Genomic DNA, 15644 nt, shown 5'->3' with positions numbered 1-15644 from the left:
TTTTATATACAACCATATTATAACATCATTCGACAAAAAGAGGGATAAAAAATCCCTCTATACCTCCACATCAATAAATTGAAATGATGAGACGTCAAATAAGCCTTGGTCGGTTAATTTGAGTTCTGGAATGACCGGCAAAGCTAAAAAGGCGAGTGTAATGAATGGGTTAAAGTCGGTTGCTGCCCCAATCGCTGTCAAGGCGTTGTGAATTGTTCGTAACCGTTCTAACACCTGCTCGTAACTTTTCGCTGTCATCAGCCCACCGATTTCAAGCGGCAAGTCTGCTAAAACGTGTCCGTTTACGACGACGACAAGCCCGCCGTTTATATTTTGTATATGTTCAATTGCAGTAATGATGTCGTCATCATTTGTTCCGGTAGCGATGATGTGATGTGAATCATGCGCAATGGATGAGGCGATTGCCCCTTTTTTTAATTGGAATCCGTTGACGATGCCAACACCGGCTCCAAGACCACGGTGGCGTTCGACAACAACAAGTTTTAGTAAATCTTGCTCGAGCGACGGCTGAAAGGCGCCGTTTTCAACATGCACTTCTGTGATGAGATGTTTTGTATGCAAATGATTTGGAATAATTTGAATGACATTTGCACGATTTCCACGCGTAAATGGAATTTGTATATCTTCTTTTGTTACTTTTTTTGCATGGACGGACTGTATAATTATTTTGTCGACCGAATTTGCTTTTGTCACGGAAAAGGTAGCGCGTCCGTTTTCAGCAACGAGCGTCCCTTTTTTAAAGACATGCGTAATCGAAAACGACTGTAAATCATCCACAAGCAAAAAGTCGGCATCATACCCAGGAGCGATCGCTCCTTTCGTATATAGGCGATAACATTCTGCGGCGTTTAATGTCGCCATTTGAATCGCTGTTATCGGCTCTATACCAGCTTGAATCGCTAGGCGAATATGATGATCGATACTCCCTTCGGTGACAAGTTCGTCAATATGTTTATCGTCTGTACAAAATAAAAAGCGGCGCGCGTTATACGTATTGACTGCCGGGAGTAGTTTGTGTAAATCTTTTGCAACGGATCCTTCCCGAATTAAAACGTACATGCCACGTCGCACGCGAGCGAGCGCTTCGTCTACTGTGACACACTCGTGATCGGTATGAACATTGGCGCTTCGGTACACGTTCACAGCTGTTTCATTAAGACCAGCTAAATGACCGTCGATGAGTTTATTTGCTTCTGTGGCAGCGGTTAGTTTAGCGAGCATATGTTGTTTTCCTTGCAAAAGCGACGGATAGTCCATCACTTCCGCAAGCCCGAGCACGCGCGGATGAGAAAAAAACGGTGTTAACTGTTCGGCATGAAGCGTTGCACCAGCGTGTTCAAAATCGGTTGCAGGTACGCACGACGGCAACATCACATATACATCAAGGGGAATGTTGTTCGAATCGTTTAGCATAAATTCAATGCCTTTTGTCCCCGCGACGTTCGCAATTTCGTGCGGATCGGTAATGACAGTTGTGACGCCGTGTGGAACGACGACGCGAGCAAATTCGCTCGGTGTAACCATGGATGATTCAATGTGAACGTGTCCGTCAATTAGCCCAGGGCAGACGTATTTCCCTTTGGCGTCAATGACGGTGTGCCCATCATATGCACCGATACCGACAATTTTTCCATCGGCAATCGCCATATCCGCTTGCACGATTTCGTGTGTAAAGACGTTAATAATTTTTCCGTTTTTGACGACAACATCGGCTAATTGTTTTTTTGAAGCTACAGCAAGTTGTTTCATTGATGTTCCTCCTCTCCAACTCGATACGAGGAGCGACCCTCGTAGTCAAACGATTTCCGGTCGTTTGGTAGAAACTTTCGGACCATATTTCCGAAATTATACGAGTTGTTTTTTTGAAAATTTTTTTCATTCTACACTGACACTTTTTTTTTCGTCAATGCTTGATTTATGTCGAATAAACGATAAAAAATGATATTGTTTCGTAAAAATGTTTTGTTATATAATTCTAATAAGTTTGAAAAGTAAAATACTTTTATTTAAGAAAGGAGATGAATGTTTTGGAGAATATTGTCGGTTTTCTAAATGAATTATTATGGAGTCCGGTCATGATTTATTTTTGTCTTGGTGTTGGTCTTTTATTTTCGATTATTACCCGCTTTTTACAAGTGCGCCATTTTAAAGACATGATTAAACTCATGTTTCAAGGGAAAAGCTCCGATGCAGGTGTTTCTTCGTTCCAAGCATTATCGATCGCTCTTTCCGGTCGGGTAGGAACAGGAAATATCGCTGGAACAGCGACAGCGATCGCTTTTGGTGGACCAGGTGCTGTATTTTGGATGTGGATGATTGCATTTATTGGTGCGTCAAGTGCATTTATTGAGTCAACGTTAGCACAAATTTATAAAGTAAAGCAAGATGGACAATATCGGGGTGGCCCTGCGTATTACATCGAAAAGGGGATCGGTTGGAAATGGTATGCAGTGCTATTTGCGATTTCGTCAATTATTGCAGTTGGATTGTTAATGCCGGGCATTCAATCGAACTCTATCGCGACGGGATTGAATAACGCTTTCGGCTTAAGTCCGACATGGACAGGTGTTTTGCTTGTTGCGTTGCTTGGTGCCATTATTTTTGGTGGGGTGAAGCGAATTGCAACCGTAGCGCAATATGTCGTTCCTTTTATGGCGCTTGCGTACATTTTACTTGCGCTCATCATTATGGCAGCAAATATTACACAGCTGCCAGCGGTATTTGCACTAATTGTAAAGAGTGCATTAGGGTTTGACTCCGCATTCGGCGGTATTTTAGGCATGGCGATTTCATGGGGAGTAAAACGGGGCATTTATTCAAATGAAGCTGGACAAGGAACTGGGGCACATGCAGCGGCCGCTGCTGAAGTATCCCATCCAGCGAAACAAGGGCTCGTTCAAGCGTTTTCTGTATATATCGATACACTGCTCGTTTGTTCAGCTACAGCGTTTATGATTTTATTTACGGGAATGTATAACACAGCGAATCCAAGCGGTGGATTTATTGTTGAAAACTTAAAAGGGGTAAACCCTGGCCCAGGTTATACACAAGCTGCGATTGAAACGATCTTCCCTGGCTTTGGAGCCGCTTTTGTTGCGATTGCGTTATTTTTCTTCGCATTTACAACGATCATGGCGTATTATTACATTGCCGAGACGAATGTCGCTTATTTAATGCGTGGGAAAAATGGAACGTGGTTAATGACGGGATTAAAAATAATGCTTTTAATCGCAACATTTTACGGGGCGGTAAAAACAGCAGACTTAGCATGGGCGCTCGGTGATGTCGGTCTTGGTATCATGGTTTGGCTAAACTTAATCGCCATTTTAATTTTGGCAAAACCGGCGTTACAAGCATTAAAAGATTATGAAGAACAAAAAGAACAAGGACTTGATCCTGTGTTTGATCCAACAAAACTAGGCATTAAAAACGCGGACTATTGGGTCAATGATTTTAAACGAGATGAAGAACGCGTGTCATAACGAGAGATGTCCAATCGGGCATCTCATTTTTTTGTTTATTTATGAGTAAACAAAATTTATGAGTAAACAAAATGAATGGCAAATGTTGCTTCACTGCGCGAAAGTTTGGTATCATCATAGTATTGTGAAAGGTCGATAATATCGGAGGTGAAACATATGTCACGAATTTCAATTGAGCAAGTCAAGCATGTGGCGCATTTGGCGCGCTTAGCGATTACAGAAGAGGAAGCAGCGATGTTTGCGAAGCAATTAGATGCGATTATTACGTTTGCCGAGCAGTTAAACGAGTTAGATACAGAAAACGTTCCGCCAACATCACACGTGCTGAATATGAAAAATGTGATGCGTGAAGATGTACCGACAGCTGGACTTCCGTTAGAAGACGTATTGAAAAATGCACCAGACCATCAAGACGGACAATTCCGAGTGCCAGCCATTTTAGAGTAAGGAGGGAAGAATATGTCATTGTTCGATTATCGTGTATCTGAATTGCACAATTTATTACATAAAAAAGAGATTTCCGTTTCGGATTTAGTAGATGAATCGTTTAAACGTATTCATGAAGTAGAAGAAAAAGTACAAGCGTTTTTAACGTTGAACGAAGAACAAGCGCGTGCGAAAGCAAAAGAGTTAGATGAGAAACTTGCAACAGAAAAGGAATTTGGCTTACTTTTCGGGATGCCAATCGGCATTAAAGATAACATTGTGACAAAAGGGCTGCGCACAACGTGTGCGAGCAAAATTTTATACAACTTCGATCCGATTTATGATGCTACAGTCGTTGAACGTTTACATCAAGCTGATGCAGTAACGATCGGTAAGTTAAATATGGACGAGTTTGCGATGGGATCGTCGACAGAAAACTCTGGGTTTCAACTTACGCGCAATCCGTGGGATTTAGAGCGCGTGCCAGGTGGTTCAAGCGGCGGCTCAGCAGCAGCAGTAGCGGCAGGAGAAGTGCCATTTGCGCTTGGATCAGACACAGGCGGTTCGATTCGTCAACCAGCAGCGTTTTGCGGTGTAGTTGGTTTGAAACCGACGTACGGTCGCGTATCGCGCTATGGACTTGTTGCGTTTGCGTCTTCGCTTGACCAAATCGGTCCAATTACACGCACAGTGGAAGATAACGCATATTTACTACAAGTCATTTCTGGTTTAGATCCGATGGATTCGACATCAGCAAATGTCGATGTACCAGATTACGTTTCTGCCTTAACAGGTGACATTCAAGGTTTAAAAATTGCGGTGCCGAAAGAATATTTAGGCGAAGGTGTATCAGAAGAAGTTCGCCAATCTGTTCTTCAAGCGCTAAAAGTGTTAGAAAGCCTCGGCGCAACGTGGGAAGAAGTATCACTCCCTCATTCAAAATATGCGCTAGCAACATACTACTTATTAGCGTCTTCCGAAGCATCGGCAAACCTTGCTCGTTTTGACGGTGTGCGTTACGGCTATCGGACAGATAATGCGAAAAATTTAATGGAGATGTACAAGCAAACGCGCAGCGAAGGATTCGGTAATGAAGTGAAACGCCGCATTATGCTTGGAACGTTTGCATTAAGTTCAGGCTACTATGATGCGTACTACAAAAAAGCGCAAAAAGTACGGACGCTCATTAAACAAGACTTTGAAAACGTCTTTGAGAAATACGACGTCATTATCGGACCAACAACGCCAACGCCAGCGTTTAAAATTGGTGAAAAAACGAGCGACCCGTTAACGATGTACGCAAACGACATTTTAACGATCCCAGTGAACCTTGCTGGTGTTCCAGGTATTTCGATTCCGTGCGGATTTGTCAATGGTTTACCTGTAGGACTTCAAATTATCGGCAAACATTTTGACGAAAGCACAATTTACCGCGTCGCTCATGCGTTCGAGCAAGCAACAGATTATCATAAACAGAAACCAACGTTGTAAGGGGGGAATAAGTGATGAACTTTGAAATCGTCATCGGACTTGAAGTGCACGTCGAGCTGAAAACGAAATCGAAAATTTTCTCAAGCAGTCCAAACGCATTCGGAGCGCCCCCAAACACACAAACGAGCGTCATTGATTTAGGGTACCCGGGGGTTCTTCCAGTGTTAAATAAACAAGCGGTCGAATATGCGATGAAAGCGGCGATGGCATTAAATTGCGAAATCGCAACAGAAACGAAATTTGACCGGAAAAACTATTTTTATCCGGACAACCCGAAAGCGTACCAAATTTCACAGTACGACCAACCGATTGGACAAAATGGTTGGATTGAAATTGAAGTGAACGGTAAAAAGAAAAAAATCGGCATTACGCGCATTCATTTAGAAGAAGATGCAGGAAAGCTGACGCATACAGGCGACGGCTATTCGTTAGTCGATTTCAACCGTCAAGGGACGCCGCTTATTGAGATCGTATCGGAGCCAGATATTCGCTCGCCAGAAGAAGCGTATGCGTATTTAGAAAAATTAAAGTCGATCATTCAATATACAGGTGTATCGGATTGTAAAATGGAAGAAGGTTCGCTCCGTTGTGATGCGAACATTTCCCTTCGTCCAATTGGTTCAGACAAATTTGGAACGAAAACGGAATTGAAAAACTTAAACTCATTTAACTTCGTTCGCCAAGGATTAGAATACGAAGCGAAGCGCCAAGAGAAAATTTTATTGTCTGGCGGCGTCATCCAGCAAGAAACGCGCCGTTTCGACGAAGCAACGAAAACAACGATTTTAATGCGCACAAAAGAAGGTTCAGAAGACTATCGCTACTTCCCAGAACCAGATTTAGTGATGCTTTATATTGACGATGAGTGGAAAGAACGCGTACGTGCGTCCATTCCAGAACTTCCAGATGCGCGGCAAAAACGATATGTCGAAGAGCTTGGTTTGCCAGAGTATGATGCGAAAGTATTAACGCTGACAAAAGAAATGGCAGACTTTTTTGAGGCAACGGTCGCGAATGGGGCGGATCCGAAGCTTGCTTCGAACTGGCTGATGGTTGAAGTATCTGCTTATTTAAACGCAGAACAAAAAGAATTACATGACATTGCTTTAACGCCAGAAAGCTTAGCAAGCATGATTAAGCTCATTCAAAACGGCACAATTTCGTCGAAAATTGCGAAGAAAATTTTTAAAGAACTTGTGGAAAAAGGCGGCGATCCAGAGCAAATCGTCAAAGAGCAAGGGCTTGTGCAAATTTCTGACGAAGCAACGTTGCGCAAAATTGTGTTAGAAGTGCTCGATGCGAATCCACAATCGATCGAAGACTTTAAAAACGGAAAAGACCGTGCGATCGGCTTCTTAGTCGGTCAAATTATGAAAGCAACAAAAGGACAAGCCAACCCACCGCTTGTCAATAAGCTATTGCTTGAAGAAATTAATAAACGATAAAAACAAAGCGGCATTGCCATCGGACAATGCCGCTTTGTTTTTATAGGTGTACAAGCTTTTGTAAAGTGCTTTCGACTTTAAATACACGATTGTTTAATACTTGAATGCTCGCTTCGTGGTCGGTGAGGGCAGGGAGTACTTTTTCTTCGAGTATGTTGGTTAAGCGGGTGATGTTTCCTTGCATGTTGTGGACATCGAGTACGAGTGCATCGTATTTTGCGGCGAGCACCTCTTGACCGTGACGAACCGCTTCACAAATCGCTTTCGTTTCGAGTGTTCGTTCGTCGAGTAGTTGCACTTTTCCATCAAGCGCCTGAACTTTTCCGTCAAGTGCTTGAACTTTCCCATCGAGCGTTTGAACTTTCTCGTCAAGTGCTTGAACTTGTTGGCGTAAGGAAGACACTTCTTTTTCTAGCACATCCACTCGTTTTTCCAGCGATTCGACTTTTTCTCGTGTTGCTTTTACTTCATGGAGAATTTCGTATAGCAGCTGTTCTACCATTCCTTTCACCTCCTTTTCGTTTCCATTTTACACGAATCGACAGCGGATGACTAGCGGACGTTTTTCTTTTTTAGGCCAGCTGTTGGAGGAGCACATTTTCCCATCGACGTTTTAGTAGAGAAGAAATAGCGAATCGATTACAATGATAGTAGATGAATGACCGAAGGGGAGCATAAGATGGATACGTCATGGCTAAAGCCGATTACAGAGGCGAAATATTTAGTAGTTGACAACGCTTATCGGTATCGCGCAATTTTGCGCTATTTTTATACGCAGCATGAACGAATGCGGCAATATTTGTTTCCAGAAGAAGTATACGCTTTTTTAAAACAATTCGATGAATTTCGTGATTATACGGAAGAAGAGTTGCAACAAGATTTAGAGCAGCTCGTCAAATGGAAAAACTTAATCGCTCGACAAGAAACGGGTCATATTCGGACGATTGAGGAATTTAAAAAGAAACGATTTCGTTATCAATGCAGCCCGTATACGGTCGAAATCGAACGAATGATTCGCACGCTTGAGCAGCTAGGGGAGACGTTTGGCGGATCGCTCGAAAAAACGCGGTTTGACCGCCTGTACGCATCACTTGTCCGAATGGAGGCGATTATTCACGCTGGATTTGTCGAAAAGCGAGAAGAAATGAATCAAGTGTGGGAAGAAACGTTCGATTATTTTAAAAAAATCATCCAAAACTCCGCCGACTACATCGCTTATTTGAACGGAGAAAATATGGAAGAACGGATGATGTCTGATTCGTTTCTTGTGTATAAAGAACAGTTTACTGCCTATTTGCGCGATTTTATCGTCGCCTTGCAAAAAACATCGATGCAAATTGAAAAGCTGCTTGAAGATTTGCCAGAGGACGGTGTACATCGTTTTATTGCGGAAGTGGTTGCGTATCAACTTGCTATTCCGCGCTTTGAAGGCGCAGTTTTTTCGCGTGAACAGCTAACGGAAGAGAAGCTAGACACGTGGCGCAGCTTAAACGAATGGTTTTTAGGACGAAACGGACACGAAAGTGAGCTTTCGTTTTTACAAAAACAAACGAACGAAGCGATTCGGCGAATGACGCGCGTCGTCCAGCGGTTAGGCGAGCGTCACCATCATTTTCGCAGCCGGAAAAAAGATTATTTGCATTTAGCAAAATGGTTTTCGTCGTTACAAACAGTAGAAGAAGCACATAAACTGTCCGCGGTGGTGTTCGGTTGCTTCCATACAAAGCACATCGTTGCCGAAAACGATGCAACGGAAAACATGTACCGCGACATTTGGGAGGAACAACCGACCGAATGGCTCGTCAAACCGCGCGTTCGCCACTATCGGGAAAAGAAAAAACCAGAAGCCATGATTGATCGGCGAAAAGAAAAAGAGGAAACGATGACCGCTTACTTAGCAGCGAAGCAACAAGAAGAAGAGGAACTGGCGCAGCTTATCACTGACGGGAAAATTGTCCTTCGGGAACTCCCGGTTGTTGCTTCACATATTCGTAAAACGTTGCTTGGATGGATTGCGAAAGCGATGGGGCGAGAAGACCGGATAGTACAAACGGAAAACGGATGGAAAGTAAAAGTGGTCCAACGCGAAGGAACGATTATACTGAACGCAGAAGATGGTGCGTTAATGATGCCAAATTACGAAATCCATTTGCTAGATTAGGGGAGAGAGAATGGAAAAAGAATTCGATGAGAAAGCGAAAGAGGCGTTAACGGCGTTGTTTGAGCATTTTTGGATTGTTCGGGAAAAAGAGCCGGAACTTTTTCAAAAAATACGCGAACGCGAAAAAGTGTTAAAACGGTATGTACAAGAGAAATTCGGCTATCGGCTCATCGTCCACCGCTATTTTGCTAAGCTCGAAAAAATACCAGCCGAGCCCGAAGCGTGGATGGGCATTGAGTCGTTTCAAGAACCGCTCGACTACGCGTTATTTTGTTGCTTGTTAGCATATTTAGAAGGAAAAGCAGTCGAAGAAAAATTTTTATTGTCTGATGTATGCGAAGAAATAAAAGCGATGTATCCAGGCGAAACGGCGCTCGATTGGACGAACTACCAACATCGTCGCGCGTTAATTCGCGTCTTAAAAACAGCCGAGCAAATCGGGATTATACATCACGTCGACGGGGAAGTTGAGGCGTTTGCCAATCAAGAAGACGAAGAAGCGTTGTATGAAGTTCCTGTACTGTCCCGCTATTTTATGCGGTCCTATCCGAAAGACTTCATTCAATATGAAACGATCGAGCAACTGTTGGAGGAAGAGTGGAAAGTGTCACCCGACGACTACCGCCGCCACTTTATTTATCGGCAGCTCTTTTTATCTCCTGTTGTATATCGTCGGCAAAAAGACGACCCAAACTTTTATTATTTGCGCAACTTCCGCCATCGACTGCGCGATGACATCGAGGCGCATACCGATTTTCGCTACGAACTATATAAAAATGCAGCCTTGCTGACGATTCCAGAACGGCAACATGTGTATACGTTATTTCCAGATCAAAAGGGAACGTCGGATATTATCCTTCATTTTGCCTCTGTCGTTCGCGCTCATTTGGACAACTATCCACCGGATGAATACGGGCAAATCCACGTGACGATGTCCGATTTTCGGCAGCTGCTTCACCGGTGCAGCGAGCAGTATGGCGAAGGCTGGAGCAAAACGTATCGGGAAATGACGACGGCACAGCTCGCCTCTGAACTGCTCTCTGCTTTAAAAGACTGGAAGATGGCAGAATATGAACAGGAAACGGGCATGGTCGTGCTTTATCCGCTGCTTGGACGGCTTGTCGGTCAATATCCAGACGACTTTACAACGAAAGGAAGAGACGATGATGACAAATAAATGGGTGCTTCATCGCGCGGGATTAATTAATTTTTGGTATTACGACGAACAATATTTCGAGTTTGCCGACGGCAAGTTGTTGTTGCGCGGGACGAACGGCTCTGGGAAGTCAGTAACGATGCAAAGCTTGCTTCCTGTCTTATTGGACGGAAAAAAAACGCCCGACCGGCTCGACCCGTTCGGTTCTCGGGCACGAAAAATGGAAGATTACTTGCTTGGCGAAAAGGAAATTGTCGATCGCGATGAGCGGACAGGCTATTTATTTTTAGAATATAAGCGAATGCAGACGGAACAATACGTAACGACAGGGATTGGCTTACGGGCAAAGCGGCAAAAAAATATGGACTTTTGGGGGTTCGTCATTTTTGATAACCGCCGCATCGGTCGCGATTTATTTTTATATAAAACGGAAAAATCAGCGGATGGAACGGAAAAAATCCCGCTCACCAAACGCGAACTGGCGAATGTACTTGGCAACGGCGGAACGGTCGTGGATTCACAAAAAGAATATATGGAGCTCGTCAATAAGCACGTCTTCCGATTTGAATCGATGGAGGCGTTTCAAGAATTAATTGAGCTATTGATTCAATTGCGTAGCCCGAAGCTATCGAAGGATTTCAAGCCAACGGTCATTTACGAGATTTTAGAAAGCTCGCTCCCCGCGTTGACAGACGACGAGTTGCGCTATTTATCGGAAACGATTGAAAATATGGACCAAACGAAACAGCAGCTAGAGCAGCTAGAGCGCGATGAGCAATCATTAAAACGGCTTTGTGCGCAATATCGAGCGTATAACGAGTATATGATTGCGGAAAAAGCAAGCGAATGGATAAAGGCTGACAAACAAGTGAAGCGGCTAGCAGAAGAAGAAAAGCAATGGCTTGCGGAGGAACAGGAAAAGCAAGCGCACCTTGTCGATTTGAGCGAATACATTCAAACGCTTGCAAACGAACAGGACGTATTGCATCAACGAGAATTAGAATTAGCGAGCCACGAAGTGTTTCAAGCGGCGAAAGAATATGAGCGAGTCCAACAAGAAATACGCGACATTCATGACAAGCAACAAAAACTATTGCGGCAAATCGATGAAAAAGAGCAGCTCGAACGCCGCTATAAGCGCCAGTTAGAAGAAGACGAAGACCGGCGGTATCAGATAGAAAAGCAACTCACGCAGCAAGTAGAAGACTTACGGCATGATGCGATGGAAAGTTCCTTCTCTTCCCATGCTCTTAACGAAGCGGACTTTGCTCGACAGCGCCAAACGAAATTTGATTTTACCGTCTGGAAGCGAGAAGGACAAGAATACGTTGAAAAACTAGAACAAACGATTGCGCTTTGGCGCCGCCATGATGAAATGAAGGCGCGCTATGAAGAAACGAGTAAAGAGGCAGGGGAGCTGCAGCGGGAAGTAGACGAATTGCGCCATGAAGAAGCGAAATGGCTCGAACTGTTAGAAAACGAAAAAGCGCGTTTCCAACAAGAAGTATTTCGCTGGCTCGAACAATGCCAAGACGTTTCCGTACCTTTACCCTCTGTCCAACTATTTTTACAGCGTCTTCACGAACTATACGAAACGTATCACGTCGATGAGATGAAGCAACCGTTTACGGAAGCGTATTACGAAGCACTCAATCGAAAAAACGAAGAAAAAATGAAGCAAAAGCATACGTGCACGTTATTAGAAGAAAAAATTGCCGCAAAAGAAGCCGAATGGAACCAATGGAAAACGCAAAAAGACCCCGAGCTCATGCGCGATGAACAAACGATCGCAGCGCGGGCGGAGTTAGACGAAAAAGGGATTGCTTTTGTCCCGTTTTATGCAGGGGTGGAATTTCAAGACCATGTACCAGAACCGCTTCGGGAGCGGATTGAATCGGCATTGTATCATGCAGGGCTACTTGATGCGTTAATTACAGAAACCGATGTCGAAGTAACGTGTGACCGAGTGATTGTTCCACGTCCTGTCGAACTGGCGCATACATTAGCAGACTATTTGCAGCCGGATGTAGATGAAGGATGCAAAGTATCCAAAACGCGCATTAACGAAGTACTTCAAAGCATCGTTCTTGCCGATGGAGAAATGGACGGAACGTTTATGCTTCATGAAGAAGGGCGTTATACGCTCGGCTTAATCAAAGGGCATGCCCCGGCGCGGGAAAAAGCGTTGTTTATCGGACGCACTGCCCGCAAGCGTTGGCGGCTAGAAAAGATCGCCGCACTCGAAGCAGAACTCCACGAACTTCGCGCCCAGCTTCATGAGGGAACCGACATGCTAAAACAGCTCGAGCAGACGATTGCGCAAATAACCCGCTGGTTTCGTGCCTTTCCAACCGACCGCGATATGCGCGCAGCCTTTGAAGAACGAGAAAAAACGAAGCGAATGATAATAAGCAAACAACGCGAATGGGAAAAGAAAAACGAAAAGTTAGCCCAGCTTGCCCGCGATTGGCAACAAGCAAAACAAACGTTGCGCGAGCAAACCGAGGGGCTCGATTTAGAGTTTTCCAAGGACGGCTATGAACAGGCGCTTCTCTTTATGAAATCGTATATGCGCGGGCTTCACGAACTGCAAATGACGCATCGCGAATTTCTTCATTTGCTCGACATGATTCGTCATCGGACAGAGCAGCTCGAAACGTTGCAACAAGAAATCGACGAAACAAAAGGCGAACGGCATATGCTCGCAAAAGAGCAGCAAAAACTCGAACTAAAGCGGCAAGAAATCGAACGGACGCTGCAACTAATGGGCGCAGAAGAAATTCAAGCGGAAATCCAGCGCGTCCGCGACCGGTTGGCATTTTTGCAGCGAGAAATGCCGGCGAAAATGAACGAGCGCATTGCGCTAGAACACGAACTGAAAGCCATTCGGGAAAAATGCGAACAGCTTTCGGTGAAAGAAGCGTTTGCTAAGCGGCTCGCAGAAGCATGGAAGCAGTCGTTTGCGCGAGAAGTCGCTCTTGAACTAGTGGAACTTCATGGTGCTGATTTGTTAGAAAAAGCAAAAGAGGCGATGCAGCGGTATGGAGCGCTAGCGAAAGAAACGCGAACGTCGCTTGTGAACCGATTAAATAGCGTCTTTTTCCAAGAATCAGCGAATTTAACGGAATATCGGCTTAGCCAAGAGCCCGTCGCAGCTGAGGAGGACAATTTGTTTGCGGATATTGAGCTAGACGAGGAAATGGAATTAAAAGTCGCAGGGTGGAGAGAAAAGCAAGACCGAATCGTCCTTTTGCTTGATTATAAAGGGCAGCGCGTATCGCCATTTTATGTATTACATGAAATCGAGCATGACATTTTCTTACAGCGGGAATATATGAAAGAGCAAGACCGCGAATTGTACGAAGAAATTATTTTAAAAACGATTGGCCGAATTTTGCGTAGCCGTATTCAACGGGCGGAACGTTGGGTAAAAGATATGAACGAACTAATGCAGCAGCTCGATACGTCTTCGGGGCTTGTGTTGTTTATTCAATGGAAGCCGCGCACCGCGGAAACGGAAGAAGAGATGGATACGAAAGAGCTTGTCGAATTGTTGCGGATGAACTCGCGGCTATTAAAAGAGGAAGATTTGCAACGAGTGACGAAACATTTCCGCTCGAAAATTCATCGGGCGCGCGAATTGTTAGAAGAGCGCGGCCAAGGCAATACGCTCCACCAAATTATTAAAGAAGTGTTAGACTATCGGAAATGGTTTTCGTTTACCCTTTATTACCAAAAAACGAACGAACCGAAACGGGAGTTGACGAACCAGCGTTTCTATCAATTTAGCGGTGGGGAGAAAGCGATGGCGATGTATATTCCGTTGTTTGCGGCGACGTATTCGCGCTATCAAGAAGCTGCAGACGATGCACCGTACATTATTTCGTTGGATGAAGCGTTTGCGGGGGTAGACGAAAATAATATTCGCAATATGTTCGGGCTTGTCGAGCAGCTTGGGTTTAACTATGTGATGAACTCGCAAGCGCTCTGGGGCGATTACGATACAGTACCGGCGCTATCGATTTGTGAACTCGTTCGTCCGAAAAACGCCTCGTTCGTGACGGTCATTCGCTATTATTGGAACGGAAAAGTAAAGCAGCTTGTCGTCGAGGATGCAAGAAAGGGTGAGATCATTGAACCGATTAGATGAGGCGGTGCAATTTTTTCGCGGTGAACGTTCGTTTCACCGCCTTTTTTGCGAAATGAAAAAGAAATACGAATCGCTTGGCCGCATAGGGGGCACGATTTCCGTTTCGTCTCTTTCGGCGGAGGAAAAGGAAGCGATCGCGTCGTTTTTTGGCAAAGAAATGAGCCGCGTGTCGCTCGCGGCGTTTGAACAACAGCTTGCGAATACAAGGTTTGCCGGCATTTCTCTCGTGGAGTTGCTGTCATGCTATTTTGGCGAGCCGCTCGTAACGAAAAAAGAGCAACAACAAGAAATAGAGCGGGAAAAGGAAGCCTATTTTACCCGGCTTATGAATACGTATCGAGCACAGCGCGATTGGTTGATGGCGGTAGAAAAGCAGCGGTTTGTGCAATTAGCGTATCAACAAAACCATCACGCGTTAGAGGCGGCGCTTTCTGCTGTTTGCCGCGCGCTCGAACAGCTTCCGTCCACCTACGTTCGCTTGCCCGTTTTTGCGCAAAAAGTAGCGAACGATCCGCATATGTTTGATTTGCATACACTTGCAGGGAAGCTATTGCTTTCGGCGCTCGAATTTTATGCGGACACCGAGTATGACCTTTCGGCGGTCGAAGACGTGAACGAACTATTGCAGTCGTATCGGCTGTTGCGGGAAGATGTATTAAACTTTGTGACGTGCGCTGGCGTGATGGCAGAAACAGAGAAAGGCCGCCATCCTGTTTTCGCTGCCGCATGTGCAACGAATACGGCGCTAAATGTGCCGTTACGGGAAGTGATGCCGCTAGTGCGGGCGTATCCGTCCGTAGGAAACAACGTCTTTGTCGTCGAAAATGCGGGTGTGTTTTCGACGCTGTTAGATGCGAACGTACCGCTCATTAGCACAAACGGTCAATTGAATTTAGCGACGAGGTGGCTGTTTGATTTACTCGTAAAAGAAGGGGTTACCCTTTATTATTCGGGCGATTTTGACCCGGAAGGACTAAAGATGGCGCAGCGCCTTGTCGAGCGGTACGGTTCATCTGTTCGGCTTTGGCATTACGACTGTTCTGATTATTTGGCGACCAAACCGACCGTTCCGCTATCCGATGAACGTTTGGCTAAACTGCAATCGGTGACGCTTCATGACTTGCAGCCAGTAAAACAAGAAATATTGCGGCGGAAAAAAGCAGGATACCAAGAGGCGCTTGTGGAACAGTTGAGGAGGGAGGTGAAGGGAAGGTAAAGGATCTATTTTTCGAATAATGCATTGACAGGCGTGAAGAAAAAGAATAAGATAAAGATATCAAATGTTTAAACTTTTAAACAAAAGAAAGGAAGA

Annotated in this window: 10 protein-coding genes and 1 riboswitch; of the genes, 8 read left to right on the top strand and 2 right to left on the bottom strand. The window is 44.8% G+C overall.

All coding sequences use genetic code 11. The annotated features are described in order from the left end of the window. Positions 1-57: 57 nt before the first annotated feature. Entirely contained in the window at positions 58-1770 is a 1713-nt protein-coding gene (ade, locus tag EKC99_RS08430) for an adenine deaminase (protein WP_163151406.1), read from the bottom strand. A 22-nt stretch (positions 1771-1792) separates the two neighbouring features. Continuing rightward, positions 1793-1894, bottom strand: a riboswitch (purine riboswitch). Between the two features lie 154 nt (positions 1895-2048). Here ade and EKC99_RS08425 point away from each other — a divergent pair. From EKC99_RS08425 to gatB, 4 genes are all read left to right on the top strand, one after another. Further along, on the top strand, positions 2049-3503 hold the full coding sequence (locus EKC99_RS08425) for an alanine/glycine:cation symporter family protein (protein ID WP_009360720.1): 1455 nt from the start codon (positions 2049-2051) through the stop codon (positions 3501-3503). Positions 3504-3659: 156 nt separating this feature from the next. Further along, the gene (gatC, locus tag EKC99_RS08420; RefSeq protein ID WP_009360719.1) at positions 3660-3950 is read left to right on the top strand and encodes an Asp-tRNA(Asn)/Glu-tRNA(Gln) amidotransferase subunit GatC; all 291 of its coding nucleotides are present in this window, start codon (positions 3660-3662) and stop codon (positions 3948-3950) included. 12 nt (positions 3951-3962) lie between these two features. Continuing rightward, positions 3963-5420, top strand: a complete 1458-nt coding sequence (gene gatA / locus EKC99_RS08415) for an Asp-tRNA(Asn)/Glu-tRNA(Gln) amidotransferase subunit GatA (RefSeq protein WP_163151404.1) — start codon at positions 3963-3965, stop codon at positions 5418-5420. A gap of 14 nt (positions 5421-5434) precedes the next feature. Beyond that, positions 5435-6865, top strand: a complete 1431-nt coding sequence (gene gatB, locus EKC99_RS08410; RefSeq protein WP_163151429.1) for an Asp-tRNA(Asn)/Glu-tRNA(Gln) amidotransferase subunit GatB — start codon at positions 5435-5437, stop codon at positions 6863-6865. A gap of 40 nt (positions 6866-6905) precedes the next feature. Here the strand turns inward: gatB and EKC99_RS08405 are convergent, their stop codons facing one another. After that, positions 6906-7367 (bottom strand): hypothetical protein, encoded by a 462-nt coding sequence (locus EKC99_RS08405; RefSeq protein ID WP_163151402.1) that lies wholly within the window; start codon positions 7365-7367, stop codon positions 6906-6908. Positions 7368-7544: 177 nt separating this feature from the next. Between EKC99_RS08405 and EKC99_RS08400 the strand changes: the two genes are divergently transcribed. From EKC99_RS08400 to EKC99_RS08385, 4 genes are read left to right on the top strand one after another with little or no spacing between them, the layout of a single operon-like run. Continuing rightward, positions 7545-9026, top strand: a complete 1482-nt coding sequence (locus EKC99_RS08400; RefSeq protein WP_163151400.1) for a TIGR02677 family protein — start codon at positions 7545-7547, stop codon at positions 9024-9026. A 10-nt stretch (positions 9027-9036) separates the two neighbouring features. Further along, positions 9037-10203, top strand: coding sequence for a TIGR02678 family protein (locus tag EKC99_RS08395; RefSeq protein ID WP_163151398.1), 1167 nt, complete (start codon positions 9037-9039; stop codon positions 10201-10203). Continuing rightward, positions 10193-14332: a TIGR02680 family protein gene (locus EKC99_RS08390; RefSeq protein ID WP_163151425.1), complete on the top strand. Its 4140-nt coding sequence runs from the start codon at positions 10193-10195 to the stop codon at positions 14330-14332. Before EKC99_RS08395 ends, EKC99_RS08390 begins: the two co-directional genes overlap by 11 nt. Beyond that, positions 14316-15548: a TIGR02679 family protein gene (locus tag EKC99_RS08385; RefSeq protein ID WP_163151427.1), complete on the top strand. Its 1233-nt coding sequence runs from the start codon at positions 14316-14318 to the stop codon at positions 15546-15548. The genes EKC99_RS08390 and EKC99_RS08385 overlap by 17 nt, the downstream gene beginning before the upstream one ends. The last annotated feature ends 96 nt before the right edge of the window (positions 15549-15644 follow it).

It is taken from the genome of Anoxybacillus sp. MB8 (assembly GCF_011006755.1).
In the GTDB taxonomy this organism is placed as follows: Bacteria; Bacillota; Bacilli; order Bacillales; family Anoxybacillaceae; genus Anoxybacillus; species Anoxybacillus gonensis.
Note: the sequence above shows the minus strand (reverse complement) of the source record. Positions and strands in the feature narration are given on the sequence as shown.